This window comes from Streptomyces deccanensis (assembly GCF_022385335.1).
GTDB classification, from domain to species: Bacteria; Actinomycetota; Actinomycetes; order Streptomycetales; family Streptomycetaceae; genus Streptomyces; species Streptomyces deccanensis.
Genome location: NZ_CP092431.1, coordinates 8,900,707 through 8,927,333 on the forward strand (window position 1 = coordinate 8,900,707; position 26,627 = coordinate 8,927,333).

The 26,627-nt window shown below is 72.9% G+C and carries 16 protein-coding genes; 3 read left to right on the forward strand and 13 right to left on the reverse strand.

Features of this window, described 5'->3' with window-relative positions; translation table 11 throughout:
• Positions 1-80: 80 nt before the first annotated feature.
• Together L3078_RS39185 and L3078_RS39190 are read right to left on the reverse strand one after the other, a co-directional pair.
• Entirely contained in the window at positions 81-1,268 is a 1,188-nt protein-coding gene (locus tag L3078_RS39185; RefSeq protein WP_239758962.1) for a cytochrome P450, read from the reverse strand.
• Positions 1,258-10,866 carry a non-ribosomal peptide synthetase/type I polyketide synthase gene (locus L3078_RS39190; RefSeq protein WP_239758964.1) on the reverse strand — a complete coding sequence of 3,203 codons (9,609 nt, stop codon included), beginning with the start codon at positions 10,864-10,866 and terminating at the stop codon, positions 1,258-1,260. Before L3078_RS39190 ends, L3078_RS39185 begins: the two co-directional genes overlap by 11 nt.
• A 612-nt stretch (positions 10,867-11,478) precedes the next feature.
• Here L3078_RS39190 and L3078_RS39195 point away from each other — a divergent pair.
• Positions 11,479-12,129, forward strand: a complete 651-nt coding sequence (locus L3078_RS39195; RefSeq protein WP_275593204.1) for a TetR/AcrR family transcriptional regulator C-terminal domain-containing protein — start codon at positions 11,479-11,481, stop codon at positions 12,127-12,129.
• 107 nt (positions 12,130-12,236) lie between these two features.
• Positions 12,237-13,226 (forward strand): NAD(P)-dependent alcohol dehydrogenase, encoded by a 990-nt coding sequence (locus L3078_RS39200; protein ID WP_239758966.1) that lies wholly within the window; start codon positions 12,237-12,239, stop codon positions 13,224-13,226.
• Between the two features lie 222 nt (positions 13,227-13,448).
• On the opposite strand, the gene L3078_RS39205 is transcribed toward L3078_RS39200, so the two are convergent.
• Positions 13,449-14,135, reverse strand: coding sequence for a peptidoglycan recognition protein family protein (locus tag L3078_RS39205; protein WP_239758968.1), 687 nt, complete (start codon positions 14,133-14,135; stop codon positions 13,449-13,451).
• Positions 14,136-14,594: 459 nt separating this feature from the next.
• Between L3078_RS39205 and L3078_RS39210 the strand changes: the two genes are divergently transcribed.
• Positions 14,595-16,055 (forward strand): tetratricopeptide repeat protein, encoded by a 1,461-nt coding sequence (locus tag L3078_RS39210; protein ID WP_239758969.1) that lies wholly within the window; start codon positions 14,595-14,597, stop codon positions 16,053-16,055.
• 24 nt (positions 16,056-16,079) lie between these two features.
• Here the strand turns inward: L3078_RS39210 and L3078_RS39215 are convergent, their stop codons facing one another.
• From L3078_RS39215 to mhpA, 10 genes are all read right to left on the reverse strand, one after another.
• Positions 16,080-16,607 (reverse strand): NUDIX hydrolase family protein, encoded by a 528-nt coding sequence (locus tag L3078_RS39215; RefSeq protein WP_239760663.1) that lies wholly within the window; start codon positions 16,605-16,607, stop codon positions 16,080-16,082.
• A gap of 108 nt (positions 16,608-16,715) precedes the next feature.
• Positions 16,716-17,399 (reverse strand): GntR family transcriptional regulator, encoded by a 684-nt coding sequence (locus L3078_RS39220; protein WP_239758971.1) that lies wholly within the window; start codon positions 17,397-17,399, stop codon positions 16,716-16,718.
• 10 nt (positions 17,400-17,409) lie between these two features.
• Entirely contained in the window at positions 17,410-18,411 is a 1,002-nt protein-coding gene (locus tag L3078_RS39225; protein ID WP_239758973.1) for a proline racemase family protein, read from the reverse strand.
• Between the two features lie 26 nt (positions 18,412-18,437).
• Positions 18,438-19,334 (reverse strand): dihydrodipicolinate synthase family protein, encoded by an 897-nt coding sequence (locus L3078_RS39230; RefSeq protein ID WP_239758975.1) that lies wholly within the window; start codon positions 19,332-19,334, stop codon positions 18,438-18,440.
• 96 nt (positions 19,335-19,430) lie between these two features.
• Positions 19,431-20,930, reverse strand: coding sequence for an FAD/NAD(P)-dependent oxidoreductase (locus L3078_RS39235; RefSeq protein ID WP_239758976.1), 1,500 nt, complete (start codon positions 20,928-20,930; stop codon positions 19,431-19,433).
• On the reverse strand, positions 20,920-21,219 hold the full coding sequence (locus tag L3078_RS39240; RefSeq protein WP_239758978.1) for a (2Fe-2S)-binding protein: 300 nt from the start codon (positions 21,217-21,219) through the stop codon (positions 20,920-20,922). The genes L3078_RS39235 and L3078_RS39240 overlap by 11 nt, the downstream gene beginning before the upstream one ends.
• Positions 21,216-22,382: an NAD(P)/FAD-dependent oxidoreductase gene (locus L3078_RS39245; RefSeq protein ID WP_239758980.1), complete on the reverse strand. Its 1,167-nt coding sequence runs from the start codon at positions 22,380-22,382 to the stop codon at positions 21,216-21,218. The genes L3078_RS39240 and L3078_RS39245 overlap by 4 nt, the downstream gene beginning before the upstream one ends.
• A gap of 356 nt (positions 22,383-22,738) precedes the next feature.
• Entirely contained in the window at positions 22,739-23,083 is a 345-nt protein-coding gene (locus L3078_RS39255) for a DoxX family protein (RefSeq protein WP_239758982.1), read from the reverse strand.
• A complete protein-coding gene (locus L3078_RS39260) occupies positions 23,080-25,047 on the reverse strand; it encodes an acetoacetate--CoA ligase (RefSeq protein ID WP_239758984.1) in 1,968 nt (655 codons plus the stop codon). The genes L3078_RS39255 and L3078_RS39260 overlap by 4 nt, the downstream gene beginning before the upstream one ends.
• Positions 25,044-26,627, reverse strand: a complete 1,584-nt coding sequence (gene mhpA, locus L3078_RS39265) for a bifunctional 3-(3-hydroxy-phenyl)propionate/3-hydroxycinnamic acid hydroxylase MhpA (RefSeq protein ID WP_239758985.1) — start codon at positions 26,625-26,627, stop codon at positions 25,044-25,046. Before mhpA ends, L3078_RS39260 begins: the two co-directional genes overlap by 4 nt.

Sequence of the window (26,627 nt, forward strand, 5' to 3'; positions counted from 1 at the left end):
GCGTCGGCGTGCCAAGTGCCTCTCCCTTCCCGTCTCTCGTGGTCCTGGCCGGTCGTACGGGTGGTGGTCCGGGCGCCCGCTCACCAGGCGACCGGAAGTGACTGGAGGCCGTTCACCATCGCGTCCTGCTTCCAGCGCAGGGCGTGCTCGGGGACGGCCGGCCGCAGGCCGGGGAGCCGGGCCAGGACCCGTTCGATCGCCACCTGGAGCTCCAGCCGGGCCAGGTGCGCGCCGACGCAGTAGTGCACGCCGTGGCCGAAGCCGATGTGCGGATTGGCCGGGCGGTCCAGGACGAGGCGCTCCGGCTCCGGGAAGACCTCCGGATCGCGGTTGGCGGCCGCCGTGGCGATCATCACCGCCTCGCCGGCGCGCACGGTGACCCCGCCCAGCTCGACGTCGGCGGTCGCGTACCGGGGCAGGCTGAAGCCGGTGAGCAGCGGCACGTACCGCATCAGCTCCTCGACCGCCCTGGGGATCAGCTCCGGCCGCTCCCGCAATCGGACCAACTCCGCCGGATTGAAAAGGAGTTGGTGGAAGAAGTTGCCGATCTGGTTGGTCGTGGAGACGAAACCGGCGATCAGTAGGTCGCAGGCGATCGAGAGCAACTCCTCCTCGGCGATCAGCTTCTGCTCCCGGCAGGCCCGCACCAGCGTGGTCAGCAGGTCGTCGCCGGGCTCACGGCTCCGCAGCTCCAGCACATCCGTCATGTAGTCCATGAACGCCCGGCCCTCGGTGGCGAGCACCTCGCCGGGTGTGACGGCGGAGAGCACCGTCTCGGCCCAGGCCCAGAGCATCCGGTGGTCCTCGGCGGGCAGGCCGAGCACCTCGCAGATGATGGTGGTCGGCATCGGGATCGCGAAGTCCTCGACCAGATCGGCCGGTTGGCCCGCCGCGACGATCCCGTCGAGCAGTTCGTCGGCCAGCTCGACGGCCCGGGCCCGCAGCCGCTCGACCCGGCGTACACCGAACTCCCGGGCCACCAGCGACCGGAGCCGGGTGTGCTCGGGCGGCTCGGTGGAGAACAGACCGGCGCCGGTCCGGGCCACCGGACGCATCCGGGGCTGGTCCCGGCCCATCGCCGCGGCCAGGCTGAACCGGGGGTCGGCCAGTACCGCCCGTACGTCCTCGTACCGGGTGACCAGCCAGGCGCCGTCGCCGTACGGCATCCTGATCCGGGCCAGCGGCTGGGCGCGCAACTCGGCGTAGGCGGGGTGAAGTTCGAGGCCACGGGGTTCGAAGGGGTAGGGCAGGGCGGTCTCAGGGCGCATGGGTTGCTCCCGCGTCGAGGATCGACCGGGCGAGCCCGGCGTTGTGGGCGACGAACTCGCCGTCGAGCATCTCGGCGTGGGTGCCGAGACCCTGGACGACGGTCGTCCCGGTGGTCGAACTGCCGTGCCAGGCACCGTCGTGCCCGGCCTCGTGGAGCGCCGCCTTCTCGGCGTCGGCGATCACGGCGATCGTGGCGGCGACCACCCCGAGGTTGGGCGTACGGCCGCAGAACCTGAGATAGTCACGGGCGTGTGCGCGGGTCTCCTCGGCGACCACGGCCGAACCGGTGTGCCGCCGCAGATGCTCCGCGAGCTCACGCTCGAACACCTCGATGTGCTCGTCGGCGAGGTCGAAGGGTTCCGCGATCCGGTGCGAGTCCACGATCACCACATGGGCCACCGTCCGTCCGCGCCGCTCCAGTTCCTTGGCCGTCTCGAAGGCGAGATTGCCGCCGAGCGAGTACCCCAGCAGGGCACAGGGCCCCTCCGGCTGGAGCGACTCCACGAGGTCCGCGTACCGGTCGACCTTGTCGTCCCCCGTCACGTAGTTGAACGCGACCAGCCGGTACTCCGGCAGGTGCGCCGCGAACTGCCGGTACACCAGACCGTGGCCGCCGGCCGGCGGGAAGCAGAAGAGGGTGCTCGGCTGCTTCCCGTTGAACCAGAGGTAGGGCCTACCGCCTTCGATCCGGCCCGTGATGATGTGCTCGACGGTCCGCGCCATACCGTGCAGGGTGGTGACCTCGAACAGCCGGCTGACCGGGACGGCGATGTTGAACTCGCTCTGCAGGCCGTGGATCAGCTCGATCAACTTGATCGAGGAGCCGCCCGACTCGAAGAAGTCGTGCCGCAGACCGGGCTTCTCGATGCCCAGCAGCGCCTGCCAGTGCGCGGCCATCCGGATCTCGTAGAGGGTGGCGGGCGGCTCGGCGTCCCGGTCCTCCGTCTCGGCCGCCGGGGCGGGCAGCGCGGCCAGGTCCACCTTGCCGTTGGCGGTGAGGGGGAGCGCGGGCAGTTCGGTGATGTGGGTCGGGATCATGAACGTCGGCAGGCTGCCGGCCAGTCGGCGACGCAGCGCGCGCCGGTCGAGGGTCCGGCCGGGGGCCGGCACGCAGTAGGCGCAGAGCACCTTCTCCCCGCTGCGATCGGCACGGACGGTGACCACCGCGTTCTTCAGCTCGGGCCACTCGGCGAGCCGGCTCTCGATCTCGCCCGGCTCGATCCGGTGTCCGCGCACCTTGATCTGCGCGTCGGCCCGGCCGAGCAGATGCAGACAGCCGTCCGTGTCCCAGCGCGCCAGGTCGCCCGTGCGGTAGAGCCGGACAGGCTCGGTGCCGTCGGCGCCACCCAGCGGCAGGGTGGTGAACCGGCGGGCGGTGCGCTCCTCGTCGCCCGCGTAGCCGAGTGCGACCCCCGAGCCGCCGATCCACAGTTCGCCGGTCACACCCGGCGGAACGGGACGGCCGTGCCGATCGAGCAGATAGCAGGCGCTGTTGGGGAACGGCCGTCCGATCGGGACCGTCCCGCCGGGCTCCAGCCCCTCCACCGGCCCCTCGAAGTACGCGCTGTCGACGGTGGTTTCGGTGAGCCCGTAGGAGTTGACGAGCCGGGTCCCCGGCCCGCACAGCGCGCGCAGCCGCTCGTACTCCTCGACCTTCCAGAGGTCCGAGCCGACCACCAGCAGCCGCATGAAGTCCAGCCGCAGGCCGGAGCGTTCGCAGTGCTCGACCAGGAGGCGGACCACCGCCGGGACGAACTCCGCCGTGTCCACCCGCTCGGCGCGCATCACCTCGTGCAGCCGCGCGGTGTCGAACAGGACGTCCCGGCCGACCAGCACCAGGGAGCCGCCCGAGCAGAGGGCGCGTACGACGTCACCGGTGAAGACGTCGAAGGAGGGGGCGGCCATCTGCAGGTGGATCCGCGCCTCCGTGTCGAGCCGGTACTCCGTCCGCCAGGCCTGGTACGCCGAGGCCAGATTGCCGTGCGAGACCCGCACGGCCTTGGGTCGGCCGGAGGAACCGGAGGTGTGAATGACGTAGGCCGGGTCGTCCGGAACCACCGGGACGTCGGAGTACTCCGCCGCCTCCTTCACCTCGTCCGTGCTTGTGGGGGACGGGGGCGCGTGGAGTTCGGGCGCGGTCACCGAGCGGGCCGGTAGTGCTCCGAGCCGGTCCCGATCGTCGCCGACGACGAGTTCGGCTCCGGCGTTGCGGACCAGGTGGGACAGCCGGTCGGGCGGGTCGGCCGGGTCGAGGGGCAGATAGGCGGCGCCGGTGCGGAGCACGGCGAGCAGGGCGACGATCAGCTCGGGCGACTTCTCCATGCAGAGGGCCACCACGGCGCCGGGGCCGGCGCCCAGTGCCCGCAGCCGGGCGGCGGCCCGCGCCGAGCGCTCGGCCAGTGCGCCATAGGTGAGGCGGTCGGAGTCACCGGAGCGGTCCGGCATCACCACCGCGAGCGCCTCGGGGTCGGCCGCCGCCGCGCGCAGGATCAGCTCGTGCACCGGCGTCCCGTACGGCACCCGGCGGTCCGCGCCGCTCCAGCTGCCGAGGACCAGCGCCCGTTCCTCGCGGCCGAGCAGCTCCAGCCCGGTCGCCGCGCGCTCCGGGACGGCCCTGGTCAGCCCCTCCAGCAGGTTGACGTAGTGCCCGGCCAGCCGGGTCATGGTCTCCGGTTCGAACAGGTCGGTGTTGTACTTCAGGACACAGTGGAACCGGTGTTCCGCCTCGTCCTCGTACGCGGACAGGGTGAGGTCGAACTGCCCCTCCTCCTCGGGGAGTTCGATGTACTCCAGGCGGTAGCCGTACTTCTCGGCGGCGACCTTGTGATGGAGCAGGATGAACATCGCCTGGAATACCGCCGAGCGGCTCGGGTCGTGCTGCAGCCCCAGCTTCTCCACCAGCAGCACGAACGGGTACTCCTGGTGGTCCAGCCCGCCCAGCACGGTGGTGCGCACCCGGTCCAGCAGCTCGGCCACGGTCGGCTCGTCGGCCAGCGACACGTGCAGCGGCAGCGGGTTGACGAAGTAGCCGTAGACGCCGGCGAACCTCTCGTCCGTACGGCCGGTCACCGGACTGCCGACGATGATGTCGTCCTGCCCCGAGTAGGCGTGCAGCAGCAGGTAGTAGGCGCTGAGCAGCACCATGAAGACGGTGACGTTGTGCTCGCGGGCCAGGGCGTGCACGCGGGCGCTGAGTTCCTCGTTCAGGACGAAGAACTCGGAGGCGCCGTTGTGGGTCTGCACCGCCGGGCGCGGCTTGTCGACGGGCAGGTTGAGGGTCGGGACCTCGGCCGGCAGGTGCGCGCGCCAGTAGTCGAGCATCCGCGACGCCTCGCGGCCGGCCAGGAACTCGGTCTGGTGGTTGAGGAAGTCCAGGTAGCGCGCGGTGACGGGGGGCAGCTCGGGCGTCCTGCCCCGCCGCAACCCCTCGTAGACCGCGAGGAGTTCCTCGATGAAGGTGAAGGTGGAGATGGCGTCCGAGACGATGTGGTGGACCGCCTTCATGATGACCCACCGGGCCGGGCCGCGCCGGAACAGCCGGAACCGCACCAGCGGATCGCGCTCCAGGTCGTACGGTCGGCGGTACTCGCGGACGATCATCGCGTGGATCTCGTCCCAGTCCAGGTGCTCGACGTCGAGGACCCCGAAGTCGGGCTCCACCGAGGCGGAGATCCGCTGCACCGCCCGGCCGCCGTCGAGTACGAAGTTCGCCCGGAGACCGGGGTGCCGCTCGACCATGGCCCGGAAGGCGGCGGCCATCAGCTCGGGTTCCAGCTCCACCCGGACCTCGACCGCGCCACCGATGTTGTAGGCGAAGCCGTCCGGGTCGAGCTGTTTGAGGAACCAGAGCGCCTTCTGGTTCTGCGTCAGCGGATACGCCGTCTCGTCCTCGTACCGCTCGATGCCGGCGCTGTCCGTGTCGGGCGGCTCCTCGTCGAGCAACTCGACCAGTGCGCCGTGCAGTTGGGCGACCAGCTCGGCCACGGGGGCGTCGCTGAGCAGTGCCACCAACGGGAGGGTGGTGCCGAGTTCGGTGGTGAGGCGGGCCCGCAGCTCCATCGCGAGGAGGGAGTCCAGGCCGAGGCCGCCGAGCCCGCTGTCCGCCGCGATCTGCTCGGCGGGTACCCGGAGCACTCCGGCGACCAGCGCGGTGAACCACTCGGTGAGCAGCGCGGGGCGCTCCGCCTCACCGGCCGCCCGCAGCATCTCCAACGGGCCGGTCCGTTCGGTCGTCGGCGCGGACTCCCGGGCGGTGGCCGCCAGTTCGGCGACCAGCGGTGGCGGGGCCGGGTACCAGGCGAGGAAGACCGGCCAGTCCACCACGGTGGCGACCAGCAACTGGGCCCGGTCCTGCCCGAGTACGCGTTCCAGCACGGCCATTCCGGTGCGTGGGGCCAGTGAGCTCATGCCCCGGCTGTTCCGGTAGTGGTCGATCAGCCCGAGTTCCTCGATCATGCCGGTGGCCCAGGGGCCCCAGTCGAGGCTCAGCGCGGGCAGACCGAGCGCCCGGCGGTGGTGGGCCAGCGCGTCCAGGAACGCGTTGCCCGCGGCGTAGTTGGTCTGTCCGGCGGTGGTCAGCAGCGAGGCGATCGAGGCGAACAGCACGAAGTGGTCGAGCGGTTCGCCGGCCAGCTGCCGGTGCAGGGCCAGGGCACCGAGCACCTTGGGCTCGTACACCGCGTCGAACATCTCCCGGTCGAGGTCGCCCACCAGGGTGTCCCGGACCTGCCCGGCCAGATGGAAGACCCCCCGGATCGGCGGCCGCTCCAGACGCCGGTGGTCGGCCAGCCAGGCGGCGAGGGCGGACTCGTCGGTGATGTCCAGTGTCACCGGGATCGGTTCGGCGCCGAGCGCCTCCAGCTCGCGCAGGAAGGCGACGCGTTGTCCCTGCGGCCCCTCTGGGTCGAGGTCGCGCCACCGCTCACGTGGTGGCAGGGGGCCCCGGCCGACCAGGACCAGTCGGCGGGCGCCGCGCCGTACGAGGGTGCGGCAGAGCAGCCTGCCGAGCGCGCCGAAGGCACCGGTCACCAGATACGCGGCGTCCGGGCGGAGGCTGGGCGGCAGGGGCAGGCTCAGTCCCTCGGCGGGGCGCAGTCGGCAGGTGAGCCTGCGGCCGGGGCGCAGCGCGATCTCGGTCTCGTCGTCGACCGCGAACTCACGCAGCAGCGCGGTCGCCTCGGCTCCGGCCTCCCCGTCCGGCCCGAGGTCGACCAGCTTCCCGGGGTGCCCCGGCAACTCCTGGTGCCGCAGCACCCGGCCGATGCCCCAGGCGGGGGCGCCCAGCGGTTCGACGTGCTCGCCGACCGTCGTGGCCTGCGCGGACCGGGTGACGATGTGCAGCCGACAGCCGGGCAGTTCGGCCGACAGGAGGGCGGCGAGGGGGACGAGGCTGTAGGCGACGGTGCCGGTGCTGTCGGCGGGGCCGGTGTTCGGGCGGGCGGTGGCGTGGGAGTCAGTGCTGGTGTGGGCGGTGGGTGCCAGGGTCGGGTGGTCGAGGTTCCAGAGGTGGACGACCGTGGTGGGGTCGGGCAGGCCGTGGGCGCGTCGGTCGGCCAGGAGCCGGGCGAGGTCGGAGGGGGAGCCGGGCTCGACGGTGGCCGGGCGACCGTCCTCGGCGGGCCGGTAGCCGCTGCCCGGCACGACCAGCGCACAGCTGCCCCCACGCGCGGAGATCCGCTCGGCCAGCGCGGCGGCGACGCCCCGGCGGTCGGCCAACAGCAGCCAGTTGCCCTGGTCCCCGGCGGCCGACTCGGCGCCGTCGGTGGCCACCGGGGCGTCCGGCAGCTCCGTCCAGACCGGCTCGGCGAGCCAGCCGTCGATGGTCGCCGGTCCGACGGCGGTGGCGGCCTGCTCGACGTCGGCGGCCCGGAAGCCGTTGATCCCGCCGAGCGACACGCCCTCCTCGTCGTACACCGCGAGGTCGCCGAGGAGTTCGGTGCCGGTGTCCCGGACGACGGTCGCGTGCACCCAGAGCGACCGGTCGCCGATCGCGTCCAGCCGGACCTCCTCGAGGGCGACCGGCAGCCGGATGCCCGCGCCGACCTGCCCCGTCGTCGACAGCTGGGGTGTCAGCAGGGTCTGGAAGAAGGCGTCCATCACCACCGGGTGCACCTGGTGGTCCACGCCCCGCCCCACGGCCGCCACTGTCGGGCGGACCCGGGCCAACGCCTCGCCGGGGCCGACCCAGACCTCCTCGATGCCCTGGAACGCCGGGCCGTAGTGGTAGCCGAGCGCGGCCAGTTCCGCGTAGCAGTCCGGCCCCGTCAGCCGGCGAACGGCTCGCGCACGGATCGCCGTGGTGTCCAACATCCGTACGGGGCAACGGCGTTGTCCGGGCCGGACGGTGCCGACGACGTGCACGGCCCGCTCCGTCCCGTCCCCGGCGGGGGTGGCCACGGTGAAGCCGCCCTGTTCGGTGGAGAGGGTGAGGTGGACGGCGCGGCTCTCGCCGTCGGGCAGGAAGAGCGCCTTGCGCAGCTCGACGTCCGCGAGCGCGGCGTCGGTGCCGCCGGTCAGGGTCCGCACCGCCTGGACGGCCATCTCCAGGAACCCGGCGGCGGGGAAGACCACGGTGCCCTGGATCCGGTGGTCCTCCAGATACGGCAGTGCCTCGGCGTCCAGCCGGGCCTCCCAGGCCGGTTCGGCGCCGGGCAGCCGGCGACCGAGCAGCGGGTGGTCCAGCCGGCCCCGCCTGACCTGTGCGACGGGTCGGGGCTCGACCCAGTGCCGGTCCCGGCGGAACGGGTGACGCGGCAGCGGGACCACGCGCCCGGTGGGCTGCAGCACCGACCAGTCGACCTCGACCCCGAGGTTGTGCAGGGCGGCCAACGACGCGGTGAACGTGCCCTGTTCGTCCTCGTGACGCCGGATCGAGGGCAGGGTGCGCACCTCGGGGGACGTCGTGTCCCCGCCCCAGGCGTCACCTGCCGTCCCGGCGGACCGGGCCTCGACCGTCTCGACGATCGACCGGCTGAGCACCGGGTGCGGGCCGATCTCCACGAAGAGGCGGTATCCGTCGTCGGTGAGCCGCTCGACCGCCTGGCGGAAGCGGACGGTGTCCCGGACGTTGTGCCACCAGTACCCGGCGTCCAGTTCGGTGCCGTGGGCGGTGCCCTCGCGGCCCGTGAGATACAGCGGCACCACGGCGGGACGGGCCTTGAGATCGGCGAGCGACTCCAGCAGCTCGCCCTTGATCAGCTCCATCTTGGCGCTGTGGTACGGCACTTCCACGGACAGCTGACGGGTGAAGACCTGCTCGGCGGTGAGCGAGGCGGCCAACTCGGCGAGGGCCGCCGTGTCCCCGGCGAGGGTGAGCGAGCCGGGGCTGTTGACCGCGGCCACCGACACCGTGTCGCCGTAGGGGCGCAGCCTCCTGCGGGCCTCGGCCTCGGTGAGCGCGACGGCCAGCATGCCACCGGTACCGGCCAGTTGTTGCTGGAGGCGGCTGCGGTGGACGACCACCTTGACCGCGTCGGCCAGGTCGTGGACACCGGCCTCGTGGAAGGCGGCGACCTCACCGGTGGAGTGGCCGACGATCGCGTCCGGCCGCACCCCGCGACTGCGCCAGAGCGCGGCCAGCCCGACCTGGACGGCGAAGTTGGCGGGCTGGGCGAGCCAGGTCTCGGCCATCCGGGAGTGCGCCTCGTCGGCGGCGAGTTCCCCGGTCAGCGACCAGCCGGTCAGCTCGGCGATGTGCTCGGCGCAGCGCTCGACGGCCTCCCGGTAGACCGGCTCGGTGGCGAAGAGCCGGCGGCCCATCGCCCACCACTGCGGGCCCATGCCGGTGAACACCCAGCACAGGCGCCGGTGTCCGGGATCCCGGCGGTGGTCGGTCAGGACGCGAGGGTGTGGTTCTCCCCGCAGGTACGCGGTGAACGCTTCGTCCAGCGAGGTGCGGGCGGCGGTGTCGCGGGAGTCGTAGACGACCGAGAGCCGGGCGCCGTGGTGCTGGCGGCGATGGGCCAGGGTGTGACCGAGGTCGGCGGGCCGGGCCGGGGTACCGCCCCGCACCCCGGCCAGCTCGGCCTGGATGCCGGCGGCCAGCTCCGGCAGGGCGGCGGCTTCCCGGGCACTGAGCGGAAGCACGGTCCAGACGGGCTCCCCGGCGCGCTCGGACTCCACCGCGGCGTGCGGTTGCGGTTGCGGCTGCGACTTCGGCTCGGAAGTGGGCGCCGCCTCCAGCAGGACGTGCGCGTTGGTGCCGCCGAAGCCGAAGGAGTTGACCCCGGCCCTGGCCGGCCCCTGGTGCGCGGGCCAGGGGGTGGGCTCGGTGGGGATCTCGTAGGGGAGCGTGGCCGGGTCTATCGCGGGGTTGAGCCGCTCCAGGTTGATGTGCGGTGGGATCAGCCGGTGTTTCAGCGCCAGCGCCGACTTGATCAGCCCGGCCAGGCCCGCCGCCGACTCGGTGTGCCCGATGTTGGTCTTGACCGAGCCGACGTAGCACTTGTCCCCGGCCCGCCGCCCGACCGCCAGGGCACGGGCCAGCGCGTTCGCCTCGATCGGGTCGCCGACCGGGGTGGAGGTGCCGTGCGCCTCGACGTACTGCAGGCTGCCGGGGACGATCCCGGCCTGGGCGCAGACCCGTTCGATCAGGGCGACCTGGGCGTCCGGGTTGGGCACGGTGATGCCGTTGGTACGGCCGTCCTGGTTGACGCCGCTGCCGATGACGACGGCGTGGATCGGGTCGCCGTCCCGGACGGCGTCGGAGAGCCGCTTGAGGGCGACGACCGCGACGCCCTCGGCGCGTACGTAGCCGTCGGCGTCCGCGTCGAAGGTGCGGGAGCGGCCCCGTGGGGAGAGGAAACCGCCCTTGGTCTCGGCGATCGTGTACTGCGGCGCGATGTGCAGCAGGGTGCCGCCGGCCAGTGCGAGGTCGGTCTCGCCGCGCAGCAGGCCCTGCGCGGCCAGGTGGACGGCGACCAGGGAGGAGGAGCAGGCGGTGTCGATGGAGACGCTGGGGCCGCGGAAGTCGAAGCAGTGCGAGATGCGGTTCGACACCATCGTCATCATGGTGCCGGTGGCGGTGTGCGGGGCCAGGGTCTCGAAGGAGAGGTCGGAGAACTGGACGATCTTGTAGTCCAGGGTGAACGCGCCGATGTAGACGCCGACTTCACGGCCCGCCAGCTCGGCCGGTTTCTGCCCGCCGTCCTCCAGCGCCTCCCAGGACACCTCCAGCAGTTTCCGCTGCTGCGGGTCCATGTGATCGGCCTCGCGGCCGCTGATGCCGAAGAAGGCCGGGTCGAACTCGTCGAAGCCGTCGATGTATCCGCCCCGGCCGCCGACCAGCCGGCCCGGCTTGCCCCGGTCCCGGCTGCCCAGGGTGGCCACGTCGTAACGGCTGGGCGGGGTCGGCGTGATGCAGTCCTTGCCGTCGACCAGGTTCTGCCAGAACGCCCGGTGGTCGCACGCCCCGCCGGGCAGCCGGCAGCCGATTCCGATGATCGCGATCTTCTCGCGCGCGGTGTCGACGGCGTCGGCGAGCGGCGGGCCCGTGGGTGCGGAGGCCGGGTGCGGTGGGCGGGAGCGGGGGAGAGGAGGGTGTGAAGGGTCCGGGGAGCCCGAGGGTTCCGAGAAGGTACCGATGCATGAGTCCGTCATGGGCGAGTCCTTGAGACGCTGCGTCGCGCGTGCGGCTCGGGTGGCGTTCAGTCGCACGGGCATGGGGACGGTGGCCGCGCTCCCGGATCCGTGCGGGCGGAGCCGGGGCAGCCGAAGCGGAGGAGCGAGGGCACAGTGGTCCGGGTCGGTTTGCGCTGTCGGAGTGTGCGGCTGTGCGCGAGGGCGGGAAGTGAGGCGCGGTCACGACGGGACCGGCGTCCTCGATCACTGCCCGCGCATGCCGCCCCCCTGCGACCGCCGCCGGACAGTCACCGACAGTGTTCGTTCAGATACTAAGGGTGTTCACCGCTCGGATGCGAGGGGTTCTCGGAAGGAATCGGAAATGGGTGAAGTCGTCCGATAAGCGTCGGTAGTAATCCCGCCGCAGAGTGAGCAGATTCGGCCACCGGATCCCATGGTGCGATCATCCGTTGATGTCATGTGGGGTGCGTGCCGGTGCGTTCCGGTGCGACTTCGGTCGGCGTCGCGGCACGCTGTACCGTCGGCGACGGGCGGCCGGCCAGTTCGCTTCGGGTGGCGACCTCGGCCGTACGAGAGGGGATCGTGGAGACGAGTAAGCGGGCGGGTTCCGCCGGGCAGCCGCGAACACCCTTGAGTAGAGGGCGTGTTCTGGACACCGCCGTCGCCCTGGCCGACGAGGGTGGAGTCGACGCGCTGAGCATGCGCAAGATCGCGCAGGCGCTCGGCGTCGTGCCCATGGCGCTCTACAAACACGTGGCGAACAAGAGCGAGTTGCTGGACGGCATGATCGACGTCCTCGTCGGCGAGATCGATCCGCCGGTCGCCGGCGTCGGCTGGAAGGCCGCCATTCGAGGACGGGTCCTCTCGGCCCGCCGTATGCTCCTGCGTCACCCGTGGGCGCCCGAGGTCATCGAGTCGCGGATCAAGGCACGGACCACCCCGACGCCCGTGGTCATGGAGTACCTGGACTCGATGATCGGGATCTTCCGGGCCGGGGGCTTCTCGCTCGACCTGACGCATCACGCGATGCATGTCATGGGAAGCCGTCTGCTGGGCTTCTCGCAGGAGCTGTTCGAGGACTCCTCCGGCCGTGAGCCCGACCCGGACGCCCTGTCGCCCGAGGAGATGGCCGCGCGCTACCCCCACATCACCGCGCTGGCCATGGCGGTCGCCCACGACCGTGATTCGATCGTGGGCTCCGGCTGTGACGACCAGTTCGAGTTCGAGTTCGCCCTGGACCTGACGCTGGACGGCCTGGAACGGCTCCTCGGCGCGCCCTGATCCGTCGTACGACCGCCTGAACCCTTGACGGGTGTACGGCGTACACCTAGCTTGCCTTGAAGAAGGTGTACGCCGTACACCTGCCCGGGGGAGCAAGGGGGAGACCGATGAAGGCGATCGTTCAGGAGCGGTTCGGGCCGCCGGACATCCTGCGGCTGGCGGACATCGACCGTCCGGAGATCGGAGCCGACGACGTGCTGGTACGGATCCGCGCCGCCGCGCTCAACCCGTACGACTGGCACATGATGCGCGGCGACCCCTACGTGGCGCGGCTGTCGGGGGTCGTGGGGCTGACCCGGCCGAAGGCCCGGGTGGCCGGGACCGACGCGGCAGGCGAGGTCGAGGCCGTCGGCGCCACGGTGCGGGGGCTCCGGCCCGGTGACGAGGTCATGGGCTTCTGTTCGGGCTCCTTCGCCGAATTCGCGCGCACCACCGCGGATCTGCTGGTGCGCAAGCCCGCGCACCTCACGTTCGAGCAGGCCGCGGCCGTGCCGTTGGGGGCGGTGACCGCCCTGCGCGGCATCCGGACCGTCGGGCGGGTGCGGGCCGGGCAGCGGGTGCTGGTCAACGGCGCGGGCGGGGGCGTCGGCACGTTCGCCGTACAGATCGCCGTGGCCCTGGGGGCCGAGGTGACCGGTGTGTGCAGCGCGCGCAACCTCGATCTCGTGCGCTCACTGGGCGCCGCGCACGCCGTCGACTACGCCCGCGAGGACTTCACCGGCGGGCCCACGCGGTACGACGTCATCCTGGACAACGTGGGCAACCACCCGCTGGGGCGACTGCGCCGGGCGCTCACGCCGGCGGGGACCCTGGTGGCCAACGGCGGTGGCTCGCCCGGCCGGGTGTTCGGGGCGATGGGCTCCATGGCGCGACTGGGCGCGGCCGACCTGTTCACCCGTCAGCGGCTCCGCCCCATCCTGCCCTCGCCCCCGTCCGGACCGACCCACGACGACCTGCTCGCCGTCACCGCGCTCATCGGCACCGGCGCACTCACCCCGGTCGTCGACCGGACCTACCCCCTGGCGGACACGGCCGAGGGCGTACGCCACGTGGAGCGGGGCCACGCCCGGGGAAAGGCGGTGATCACCGTGCGGTGAGCGTCTCTTCGACCGTTGCCCGGGGGCGTGGCGCCGGTGGCGTGCCGACGGCGTACAGGCGTACCGGTGGCGTCTCGACGGCGTATGGGCAGCGCGCCGACGGCGTACCGGTTGCGCGCCGACGGCGTACCGGTGCGTGTGGGGCGCGGCCGCCGTGTCCCCCGTCGAGCCGACGCGCTCGTGCGAGCACGACGGCCGCGTCACCCCGTCAGGCCCGCCGCGTCACCTCGTCAGGGCCGCCACGTCCGCGCGGATCGCCGGTAGTTGGGCGTGCAGTACGCCGCCGGGACAGGCGGTGGCCGCCCAGTCGCGGTGGCCGGAGATGGCGGGGCCGTTCCAGACGGCGCCGTTGACCGGGTTGACGTAGGCCACGTTCCCCTGGAGGGGGTCGATGGCGTGCCGGGTGGCGAGTTCCGCCAGCAGTTGGACGAGCGCGCCACGCGCGGCGGACGTGGGCGCGCTGGTGGTGAACGTCCCCAGCAGGGCGATCCCGACGTTCCCGGTGTTGTACGTGACGATGTGAGCGGCGGTGACCAGCCGTCCCGCCGCGTCGTGTGCGGGGTCCCCGTCGCTGCCGGACCAGCGTCCCTCGTAGACCAGTCCGGCCGCGTCGATCAGATAGTGGTAGCCGATGTCGCCCCAGCCCTGACCGACCGCCTGGTCACGGTAGATCGCGCGGACCCGGGCCGCGGGGTCGGCCTCGCCGTTCGCGCTGCCGGTGTGGTGCACGGACAGCGTCTGCACCGGGTGGTAGTCGGCAGGCCAGGTCTCCCTGCCGTCCGGACCGAAGCGCAGGCTCTCGTCCGCGCCCCAGGCCTGCCGCGACCGCAGGACGTAGGCGGCGGACCGGGCGGAGCCGGCGCGCGCGGAACCGGCGGCCGCGGCCGGGTGCGAAAGGGCCCCGGTCACGGCGACGGCGCCGAGAGCCCCCAGCAGGCTCCGCCGACGTAATGCGCCGACGGAATCAGGGGAGTGGCAGGGATCCGAAAAGCTTGAGGCGCTTGAAAAGTCGGAGGAGTCGGAGGCGTCGGACGGAGTCGAGTGTCTCGGATGCATGGCTGTCCTTCCGGAGCGGAGCGGAATGGAGCAGAACAGAGCAGAGCAGGGGGCCAGGTCACCGGTCCGTGGCCCCGTCGCCGAGGTCGGCGCACTGCTGGAAACGTACCGGACCCCGGTCGGCGGAGGGAGGCGCCGGCGCGCGGGACGTGGCTGCTGCGCGCGGTGGTGACCGGGGGGCGCGTCGGGGGTGATCGGTGGACTTGGCCGTGGGGCGGTCGGTTGGATGGGGACTCGGGCCGGTCCGCGGCGTCATGGCCGACGACCCGGGGCCGGCCTACGACACCCGACACGCGCCGGAGATGAGCTGCCATGGTGACCGACCGGTACGGCAACCGCCTGTACGAGTGCACCGCCGAGGGAGCGGCGCACCTGGACCGGGCCGTGGAGGGGCTGTTGTTCTTCCGACCGGAGTTCCCGACCGCCGTCGCGGACGCCGTGGCCGCGTGTCCGCGGTCGCCGCTGGCCCAGGCGTTCGCGGCGTATCTGGGGGTGCTGGGTACCGAGGCGCGGGACGCCGAGGAGGCGGGCCGTGGGTTCCTGGCCTTCAGCGCGGGGCTGGACCATGCGGCGCTGCCCCGGCGGGAGCGCATGCACATGGCGGCGGCGGAGGCCTGGCTCGGCGGCGATCTGGGGCGGGCCGGCCGGATCCTGGAGGATCTGGTCGTGGAGTGCCCGCGTGATCCGCTCGCCCTGGCGGTGGGCCATCAGCTCGACTTCTTCACCGGGGACGCCACACGGCTGCGGGACCGCATCGGCGGAGCCCTCCCGGCGTGGGACCCGGACGACCCCCACCGCGGGCCGCTGCTGGGCATGTACGCGTTCGGCCTGGAGGAGTCGGGTCACTACGACCGGGCCCAGGAGGTGGCCCGCGCCGCCGTCGAGCGGAACCCCCGTGACATCTGGGCCATCCACGCCGTCGTCCATGTACACGAGATGCAGGGCCGGTTCGCCGAGGGGCTCGGCTTCCTCGACGCGCGCCTCGACGACTGGGCGAGCGGCAGCCTGCTGACCGTGCACAGCTGGTGGCACTACGCCCTCTACGCGCTGGAGGCGGGCGACACCGCCACGGCCCTGCGGATCTACGACGCCGTACTGCACCACGAGGAGTCGTCCGGGTTCGTCATGGAACTCCTCGACGCCGCCTCGCTGTTGTGGCGGTTCCTCCTGGACGGCTCGGACCAGCAGGCCCGTTGGCGGGCCCTGGCGGACGCGTGGGCCGCACGCGAGGACCCGCCGTTCTACGCCTTCAACGACGTGCACGCCGTCATGGCCTTCGCGGGCGCGGGGCGGCTGGACACGGCGGACGCGTTCGTGGCCGACCGGCGGCGCTGGCTGCGGACGGCCCGGGAAGGCGGGCGGCCCCACACCAACCGCGTGATGACCGCCGAGATCGGACTGCCCGTCTGCGAGGCGCTGGTGGCGTTCGCCCGTGCGGACTACGCGACGGTGGTGGACCTGCTGTGGCCGATCCGCCGCCGGCTGCACACCTTCGGTGGCAGCCACGCCCAGCGGGACGCGGTCCAGCGGACCCTGCTGGAGGCGGCCCTCCGCGCACGCCGGGACGGCCTGGCCCGTCGCCTGCTCGGCGAACGCGCCGGCCTGAGCCCCCACAGCCCCTACAACTGGCTCGGGCAGGCCCGCCTTGCCGACGCCCTCGGAGAAGCGGGCCGCGCGGCCGTGGCCCGCGCCACGGCGACCGAACTGGCGGCCCCCGCCGCGGCGAGGCTCAGCGGGAACGCGCACGACACGTACCTCACCCGGAAAACCTGAGCCCGGCCGCTCCGTCCCGCCCCGCTAGGACAGACAGCCCACATGCGCCAGGGCCTGCTTCAGCAGGACTCCCTGGCCGCCCGGCATCTCGCTCTGCACGGAGGCCGACGCCGCTTCCTGGGGGCTGAACCACACCAGGTCGAGCGCGTCCTGGCGGGGACGGCAGTCGCCGGCCACGGGGACGATGTAGGCGAGGGACACCGCGTGCTGACGCGGGTCGTGGAACGGGGTGATGCCCTGGGTCGGGAAGTACTCCGCGACGGTGAAGGGCTGGAGCGCGGACGGGACGCGGGGCAGCGCCACCGGCCCGAGGTCCTTCTCCAGGTGCCGCAGAAGCGCGTCGCGCACCCGCTCGTGGTGCATCACGCGGCCGGAGACCAGATTGCGGCTGACCGTCCCGTCCGGGCCGATGCGCAGCAGCAGCCCGATGCTGGTGACTTCGCCGCTGTCGTCGACGCGCACGGGCACCGCCTCGACGTACAGGATCGGCATCCGGGCGCGCGCCGACTCGAGCTCGTCGGACGGCAGCCAGCCGGGCGTGGTTTCGGTCATGTCAGACATTGGCCGATCATACTTTCAACGTCAGGCGGAGCGCGCGTCGCTCCGATCACACCTGTCAGAGATGCCCCCGTCGCTCCGTCCCATGCGCGGCGTGGACGATCAGTCGTGCGCGGCCCACATTCCGCGCACATGACCGAGGTGGCGGGTCATCACCGCGCGTACGGCCTCCTCGTCGCGGGCGAGCAGCGCGTCCAGGAGTTCCAGGTGCTCCTGTGCCGAGGCCGGCAGCCGGCCCGACTCGGCGAGGGCGGTCAGACCGTAGAGACGGGCGCGTTTGCGCAGGTCACCGACGACCTCCACGAGGTGCGTATTGCCCGCGAGGGCGAGCAGACCGAGATGGAAGCGGGTGTCGGCCTCGACGTACGCGATGAGGTCACCGGCGGCCGCGGCGGCGACGATCTCCCGGGCGGCGGGCCGCAGCGCCTCCAGGGAGACCGGGTCGGCGGACCGGGCCAGGCCGACCGTGGTCGGGATCTCGATGAGCGAGCGGACATGGGTGTACTCGTCGAGCTGCTTCTCCGTGACGGCGGTGACCCGGAACCCCTTGTTGGGCACGGTGTCGACCAGTCCCTCCTTGGCCAGATCCAGCATGGCCTCGCGCACCGGCGTCGCCGAGACACCGAAGCGGCCGGCGAGCGCGGGCGCGGAGTACACCTCGCCCGGCCGCAGCTCACCGGCGATCAGCGCGGCCCGCAACGCGTCGGCGACCCGCTCGCGGTAGCTGCTCTTCTTGCCGCCGAGCACGGGCAGGGCGGGGCCGGCGGCAGGGGCTGACAGGGCCATCGGGCCACTCCTAGAGGACGAACCCGGAGGGAAACGGGTCGGACGGGTCGAGCAGGTACTGTGCCGTGCCGGTGATCCAGGCGCGGCCGGTGAAGCTGGGGAGCACGGCCGGGACGCCGGCCACCTCGGTCTCGCCGAGCAGTCTGCCGGTGAAGCGGGTGCCGATGAAGGACTCGTTCACGAACTCGGTGTGCAGCGGGAGTTCACCGCGCGCGTGGAGCTGGGCCATGCGCGCGCTGGTGCCTGTCCCGCAGGGGGACCGGTCGAACCAGCCGGGGTGGATGGCCATCGCGTGCCGCGAGTGCCGGGCGGTGGCCCCGGGGGCGTAAAGGTGGACGTGGTGGACGCCGTGGATCGACGGGTCCTCCGGATGCACGGGCTCCCCCTCCGCGTTGATGGCCTCCATCAGGTCGAGGCCCGCCCGCAGGATGTCGTCCTTGCGGTCGCGGTCGAAGGGCAGCCCGAACTGCTCCAGCGGCAGGATCGCGTAGAAGTTCCCGCCGTACGCGAGGTCGTAGGTCACCGTCCGGCCGTCGGCCAGCGTGGCTTTGCGGTCGAGGCCGACGGAGAACGACGGCACGTTCCGCAGGGTGACGGCCTTCGCCGCGCCGTCCTGCACCGCCACCTCGGCCACGACGAGGCCCGCCGGGGTGTCTAGGCGGATGGTGGTGACCGGTTCGACCACCTCGACCATGCCGGTCTCCACGAGCACGGTCGCCACCCCGATCGTGCCGTGGCCGCACATCGGCAGATAGCCGGAGACCTCGATGTAGACCACGCCCCAGTCGCAGTCGGGGCGGGTCGGCGGCTGGAGGATCGCGCCGCTCATCGCCGCGTGCCCGCGCGGCTCGTTCATCAGCAACTGCTTGACGTCGTCGCGGTGTTCACGGAACCACAGCCGGCGTTCGTTCATCGTCGCGCCCGGGATCGTGCCGATCCCGCCGGTGATCACCCGGGTGGGCATCCCCTCGGTGTGCGAGTCGACGGCGTGCAGGACGAGCTTGCTGCGCATGACCGGCCCTACCTCTCTGCTGTGGGTTACGCGAGCCCCGCCGCGACGGCCTTCTCGGTGGCCGCCCGGATCACGGCCTCCTGCTCCGGCAGCAGGTCCACACGCGGCGGACGGCAGCGTCCTCCGTGCCGGCCCACGATGTCCATCGACAACTTGATCGCCTGCACGAACTCGACCTTGGAGTCCCAGCGCAGCAGCGGGTGCAGTTGCGCGTAGAGGTGCTTGGCGGTGGTGAGGTCACCGTCCACCGCCGCGTGGTACAGCTCCACCGTCGCGGCGGGCAGCGCGTTCGGATAGCCCGCCACCCAGCCCTTCGCGCCCGCCAGCGCCAGCTCCAGCAGGACGTCGTCCGCGCCGATCAACAGGTCCAGCTCCGGGGCGAGTTCGGCGAGCTGGTAGGCCCGGCGGACATCGCCGGAGAACTCCTTCACGGCCCGGATGTACCCCTCGCCGTGCAGCTTGGCGAGCAGTTCGGGGACGAGGTCTACCTTGGTGTCGATCGGGTTGTTGTACGCCACGACCGGGACGCCCGCCTTCGCCACCTCGGCGTAGTGCGCCAGCACGGACCGTTCGTCGGCGCGGTACGCGTTCGGCGGCAGCAGCATCACCGCCGCACAGCCCGCGTCCCGCGCCTGCTCGGCCCAGCGCCGGGACTCGGCCGAACCGTAGGCCGCGACCCCCGGCATCACCCGCGCGCCACCGATCGCGGCCACGGCGGTCTCGACGACCGCGGCGCGCTCCTCGGGCGTCAGCACCTGGTACTCGCCGAGCGAGCCGTTCGGTACGACACCGTCGCAGCCGTTCTCGACGAGCCAGGCGCAGTGCTCGGCGTACGCGTCGTGGTCGACGGAGAGATCGTCGCGCAGGGGGAGCGCGGTGGCGACGAGGACGCCGCGCCAGGGACGGTTCTCGGTGGTGGCCATGTGTGGGACGCCCTCTCCATGAGGTGTGACATATCACTGGTGGTTTGGGTGCGAGTTGTGGATGTGGGTGTGGGTCCGGATGTGTGGGTGCGGGGCTCAGGGTGGCGCGTCGGCGTCTGCGTCGGCGTCGATGTCGGGGCCCTCTCCGGTCCCGCCCGCCCGCGCCAGCACGCCGAGGGGGACCGGCTGGGCGAACGGACGCCGGGCCACGGCCTGGTCGCATCCGGTGATGCCCGCGACCGCCGGCCCGCACATCCGGCCCTGGCACCAGCCCATCCCGGCACGGGTGAGGAGCTTGACGGTCCGGAGGTCCCCGGCGCCCAGCTCCCCGACGGCCTCGCGGACGGCTCCGGCGGTGACCTCCTCGCACCGGCAGACGACCGTGTCGTCCGTGACCTGCTCGGTCCAGTGCGCCGGTGGGACGTACACGGCGTCGAGGACACCGAAGAACTGCCGCAGTTCCGCACGGGACTTGGCGGCCCGCGCCCACTCGTCCGGGTCCGGCACCCGGCCGCGCAGACGGGCGGCGACGGACCGGCCGGCGATGTGGCCCTCGGCGAGGGAGAGGGCCGCGCCGCCGACCCCGGTGGTCTCGCCCGCCGCCCAGACGCCCGGCACATCGGTGCGCTGCTCCTCGTCCACCCATACGCCCGCCACATCGGTGCGCTGCTTCTCGTCCCCCCACGCGCGCGCTCCGGTGGAGTCGATCCGGCAGCCGAGCGCCTCGGCGAGATCGGTGTGCGGCAGCAGGCCGTGGCCGACGGCGAGCGTGTCGCAGGGGATACGCCGCCCGGTGCCGGGCCGGACCCGCCCCTCCGTGTCGAGTTCGGCGACGGTCACGGCCTCCAGCCGGTCCTCTCCGTGCGCCTCGACGACGGTGTGGCGTACGAGGGTCCGTACCCGGTGGCGCAGCAACTCCGCCGCGTACCAGGCCCCTTCGGCGAGCTTGTCCGCCCGGCGGGTCAGCGCCCCGGCCCGCCGCACCAGGGCCCCGGGACGCGCGGACTCCACCAGCGCGGCGACCGTGACGCCCGCCGCCGCGAGCCCCGTCGCCACCGGCAGCAGCAGCGGGCCGGTCCCGGCGACGACCGCCGTACGGGCCGACACCGCGAGCGTGCCCTTCAGCATGGCCTGTGCGCCCCCGGCGGTGACCACGCCCGGCAGGGTCCAGCCGGGGAAGGGCAGCACCTTCTCGTAGCCGCCGGTCGCGAGCAGGACGGCGTCCGCGCGCACCTCGACGGGCTTCTCCCGGTCGGGCCCGAGCAGCGCGTGGACGGTGAAGCGCGCGGGGCCGTCCACGTGCCGCTCCACGCACCACACATGGTGGTCCGGGAGGTGGGTGACGCGTCCGGCGGCGACCTCGTGCGCGAGGCCGTCGCGCAGTCGCCGCCAGGTGCGCCACTGATGGTGCAGGGCCTGCGGGCGCCGCGCGCCGAGCCCGGCCGAGGGCTGCCGGTAGAACTGGCCGCCCGCTGCCCGCGCGGCATCGACCACGGTGACCCGTACGCCTCGTCGGGCCGCCGCCAGCGCGGCGGCGAGCCCCGCGGGGCCGGCGCCGACGATCGTCAGACGGGGCGGCCCGGGTTCAGTGCTCATGGCCGGTGCCCTCCTGGGTGCGGATCGCGTCGCCCGGTCGGACCGGGACCAGGCAAGCCCGTTGATTGGGGCGGTCGTTGACGGTGACGAGGCAGTCGAAGCAGACACCGATGCCGCAGAAGATCCCGCGTGGTCGCCCCGCGCCCCGGGTGGTGCGCCAGGACGTCACCCCGGCGGCCCAGAGCGTGGCCGCGACCGTCTGCCCCGGCAGCGCCTCCAGCTCACGCCCGTCGAGGGTGACGGTGAAAGCCGGCCCCGGCTCCGCACGCGCCAACTCCAGCGGATTCATGCCGCGTCCCCCTCGCACTCCGCGAACCGGTCCGGGCGGAACGGCGCGAGATCCAGAACGGGCGTCCCTCCGGCGAGCACCTGGGCGATCAGCTGTCCGGTACCGGTGGCGAGTCCGATCCCGGCGCCCTCGTGCCCGCAGGCGTGGAACAGGCCCGGCACCCGGGGGTCCGGCCCGATCGCGGGCAGATGGTCCGGCATGTACGGCCGGAAGCCGACGTACGTCCGCATCGCGCGCACCTCCTCCAGGAACGGGAACAACCGGGTCGCGCCCGCCGCCAGCGCCCGTACGACGGGGAGCGAGAACGACCGGTCGAAGCCGACCCGTTCGCGGCTCGCGCCGATCAGCACGGGTCCCGCGGCCGTGCCCTCGACCACGGGGGAGGTCTGGAGCGCCGCCGAGTCGCTGGCCACGTCGGCCACGTAGTCGGCGGCGTACACCTTGTGCCGCACCATCGGCGGCAGTGGTTCCGTGACGAGCACGAAGCCGCGGCGGGGGAGGACCGGGAGGCCGACTCCGGCGAGCGCGGCCAGGTGACCGCCCCAGGTCCCGGCGGCGTTCACCACCGCCGGGGCGTGGACGTCGCCCCGGTCGGTCCGCACGCCGCGTACGGCACCGGTCCGGGTGCGCAGCACCTCCGTCACGGTCCGGCCGGTGAACAGCCGGGCCCCGGAGGCCCGTACGAGATGGGCGGCGGCCAGGGTGGGCATGACCTGGGCGTCCTGGGGGTAGTGGATGCCGCCCGCGAGGCCGGGGGCCAAGTGCGGTTCGAGGTCGGTGAGTTGACCGGCGGGGACGGTGATCGCCTCGACGCCGGCGGCACGTTGCCCGGCGGCGAACCGCTCCAGCGCGGCCAGACCTTCCGGCGCGGACGCCACGACGACCCCACCCTTGGGCTCGTACTCGAACGCCGTCCCCAGGCCCGGCTCGGCGGCCAGCTCCGCCCACAAGGCGACGGACAGCAGGGCGAGTTCGAGCTCGGGGCCGGGCTCCTTGTCGGAGACCAGGATGTTCCCCTCACCGGCACCGGTGGTGCCGCCGGCCACCGGGCCACGGTCCACCACGGCGACGTCCAGACCCGCCCGGGCCGCGTACAGGGCGCAGGCCGCGCCCACCATTCCCGCTCCGACAACCACGACGTCGCAGGTCAGTCGCTCGGTCACGCCAGTACTATGTCACATGGCGCTGTAGGGCGGAACATCTTGGCGGGTGTGGCCGCGCCGCCCGCCGGCCGGCGCCTGCTGGCCCCGGACCTCATCGGCAGGGGCGACTCCGGCAAGCCCGACCTCGCCCACTCCATCGACGACCACGCCCGCTACCCCGACGCCTGGTTCGACGCCCTCGGCCTTACGTCCGGGGCCTGTCGAGCCGGTCGTCTCGCAGGCGGACGCCGACGCGGGCCACACCGGCCCCGAGGGGAAGGGGAGGCCGGTCTGCGACGGCGGCCCGCGGGGAGCCGGGGAAGGGCAGCCGCCACCCTCACAAAGGGCTGCCCTGTCCGGCCCGTACAGGACGTACGTCAGCCGGCGGCCACCGCCATTGCCGCGTACGTCACGGCGATCAGGGCCAGTACGGCCGCTGGGAGCGCCCGGGGCGGCGGGTCGCCGTGGCGCAGGTGGACCACCGCCGCCGCGGCCATCAGCAACGCCAGTCCCGTCGCGGCGGCCACGCCGAGCGGGAGCGACACCCGTCCCAGCAGCAGACCGGCGGCCCCGGCCACCTCCAGTGCGCCGACGACGCGGTAGAGGCCCGGTGACATGCCGAGGTGGGCTGCCGCCTGGCGCATCGACGGCACCGCGGCGATCTTCGCCAGGCCCAGGGGAAGGAAGACGAGGGACAGGGCGACGGCGAGCACTGTTCTCATGCGGTGCTCCTGCCCTTGCGGCGCTCCTCGCCCAAGTCGGCGTAGTAGGCGATGAGTTCGGGGGCGTCCACAGCGGCCGGATTCACGACCTGCTCGACCGGGGCGCCCTGGAGCAGGCGCTTGACCGGGACCTCCAGTTTCTTGCCGGTGCGGGTGTGCGGGATGCCGGGGACTTCGAGGATCTCGTCGGGGACGTGGCGGGGCGAGGCGCCGGTGCGGATGGCCTCCTTGATCCTCTCGCGCAGGGCGTCGTCCAGCGTCACCCCTGCCGCGGGGGCCACGAACAGCGGCATCCAGTAGCCGCCGTCGGGTTCCTCCGCGCCGATGACCAGGGCCTCGGTGATCTCGGGGAGGCGTTCGACGACGTCGTGGATGTCGGCGCTGCCGAGCCGGACGCCGTTGCGGTTGAGCGTGCTGTCGGAGCGGCCGTGGACGATCACCGAGCCGTGGCCCGTGAGGGTGATCCAGTCGCCGTGCCGCCAGACGCCGGGACAGTGAGAGAAGTAGGCGTCGCGGTAGCGGCTGCCGTCGGGGTCGTTCCAGAAGGACAGCGGCATCGACGGCATGGGTCGGGTGACGACCAGCTCGCCGACCCGGTCCACCACCGGCAGGCCCTCGGCGTCGTAGGCGGCCAGCGCCACCCCCAGGTGCGGTGCCGACAACTCCCCGGCCCAGACCGGGGTGTTGGGCGCGCTGCCCGCGAAGCCCGACACCACGTCCGTGCCGCCGCTGATGGAGGCCAGCAGCACCCGTTCCCCCACATGGTCGCGGACCCACGGGTAGGCGGACGCCGGCAGGGCGGATCCCGTGCAGCCGACCACGCGGACCGACGACAGGTCATGGCCGGACGGGTCGATGCCGAACTTGGCCATGCCCAGCAGGTATTGGGGGCTGGTGCCGAAGACGGTGATCCGGTGGCGGGCGGCCAGTTCCCACAGGACGTCGAGCGTGGCGAAGGGCGCCGGGCTGCCGTCGTACGTGCACGTCGTCGCGCCGGTCAGCAGGGTAGAGGCGACCAGGTTCCACATCATCCAGTGCGTGGTCGTGTACCACAGGAGGCGGTCGCCGGGGCCGAGGTCGGAGTGCAGGCCGAGGGTCTTGAGGTGCTCCAGCAGGACGCCCCCATGGCCGTGGACGATGCCCTTGGGCAGGCCGGTGGTGCCGGAGGAGAACACCACCCACAGCGCGTGGTCGAACGGCACGGGCGTGCAGGTGAGTTCCTCGGTGCGGTTGGCGGCGTCCTCCCATGGGACGACCAGCGACGGGTACGCCTGCGACGGCCAGGGCAGGCTCACGTGGTCCACCAGCAGGGTGGCCTTCAGCGTCGGCAGGGAGCGGCCGAGTTCGACGGTGGCGTCGCGGCGGTCGTGGGTGGTGCCGTTGAAGAGGTAGCCGTCGGCGGCGATCAGCACGGTGGGTTCGAGCTGGGCGAACCGGTCGGCGGCGGCCTCGGGGGCGTAGTCCTGCCCGCACACCGACCACACGGCGCCCAGGCTCGCTGCGGCCAGGAACGCGACGATCGCGTGGGGGGTGTTGGGCAGATAGCCCACGACCCGGTCGCCCTTGACGACGCCCAGCTCGCGCAGGGTGGCGGCGACGGAGGCGACCAGCGCGCGCAGCCGCTCCCCCGTCACCTCGTACCCGGTGCCGGTCTCGTCGAGGGCGATGATCGCCACGTCCTCGTCGGCCAGGTTGCGCAGGGCGTGGTGGGCGTAATTGAGGGTGGCGCCGGGGAACCAGCGGGCGCCCGGCATCCTCTCCTCGGCCAGCACCTGCTCGTAGGGGGTGTCGGCGTCGATGTCGAAGTACTCCCACACCGCGCCCCAGAAGCCCTCCAGGTCGGTGACCGACCACTGGTGCAGGGCGGCGTAATCGTCCGGGTCGATGCCCTGGAGCCGGGCGAACTCCGCGATGCGACTGGCGGCCGCCGTCTGCGGATCGGGTGTGAAGAAGGGCGTGCTCATCGCGGCGTACTCCTCAACAGGCTTTTCAGGGACGGCCGTTCGGCAGGAACAGGGCTTCGTGTGGTGTGCAGCAGGGCCGCCCAGTCGGCGGTCGACGTGAAGCCGCGTCCCCCCGCCGGGACGACGTCCATGACGACACGGTCGGGCCGCAGCAGTACGGCGTCCGCGCGTCCGGCGCGCAGCCAGGCGACGAGGGTGCCGTCGTCGCCGAGGTCGGTCACGCAGAGCGCGCGTATGCCGAGGCTGTGGGCGAGCGCGGTCAGTGAGGGGCTGGGTTCGGTGGCGGTCAGGACGGTGAAGGAGTCGCCGAGCAGCTCGTCGAGACGGGTACGCCGTCCGTCGACGTTCACCCATGGCTGCGGACAGTGCGTGGCCGCCAGGCCTCGGCGGACCCCGCGTCGCACGAGCGGTCCGGCGGTCAGCGGCGGGCTGAGGTCGCGGCCTGCCAGCTCGGTCAGGCCAGGTATACGGCAGGCCGCGGCCAGCACCCTGCGGCGGAGGGCGGCGGCGCCGTCCTGGCCGCCGGTCATGGCCCAGCCCATGGCGACCGCGAGCCGGATGACATGCCGGGCGTGTGGCTTGCGTTCGCTCTCGTAGGTGTCCAACAGCCCTGCCGGAGCGCCCTGTTGGAGGACGCGGGCGAGCTTCCAGGTGAGGTTGTAGGCGTCGCGCAGGCCCGAGCACAGGCCCTGCCCGACGAACGGCGGGGTGAGGTGGGCGGCGTCGCCGAGCAGGAAGACCCGTCCGCGGCACCATCGGTCGGCGACCCGCGCCCGGAAGGTGTACTGCGTCTCGCGAACGACCTCGAAGTCCCCGTCGTACGAGGGTGGCAGCCACGGGGCGACCAGCTCGCGGACCGGCTGCTCCGCCCCCTCGCGCAGCCGGAACTCCCAGCGGTAGCGGTCCTCGCCCACCCGCATGAAGGTGGCCGGCCGGTCAGGGTCGCAGACCTGGTCGACGCCCTCCCAGCAACGGACATCGGCCGTCGTGCGGACGTCGATGACGGTCCAGTGTTCCTCGAAGCGCAGGTCTTCCCATACGGCTCCGATGGCTTCGCGGGTGAGGCTGCCCGCGCCGTCGCAGCCGAGCACCGCGTCGGCCCACACCTCGTGCTCACCGTCGCCGTCGCGGTAGGTGACCCGTACGGGGCCGGTGGTGTCGGGGCCGATGCCGATGACCTCGACGCCACCCCGGAGCTCGCACTCGGGGCGCCGGGCCAGCGCGTCGCGCAGTACGCGTTCCAGCTCGGGCTGGTCGAACATGCTGGTCTGCGGATAGCCGTGCAGGCCGTGCCCGGTGCGGCGGAACTCGGCCATCACCCGGTGCCGGGCGTCCAGCAGCCGCAGGCCGTTCGCCGGGCGGGCGATCGCGGTGAACTCCTCGCCGACGCCCGCGGCCTGGAGGATCCGGCGCACCTCGTCGTCGGTGGCGACGGCGCGTGGGAGCGGGTAGACGTCCTGGTGGCGTTCGAGGACGAGACTGCGGATTCCGTGTCGGGCCAGGAGGAGGGCGGCGGTCACGCCCACCGGTCCGGCGCCGACGATCACGACGGGCACACGTGCGGCTTCATCGATGGTCAT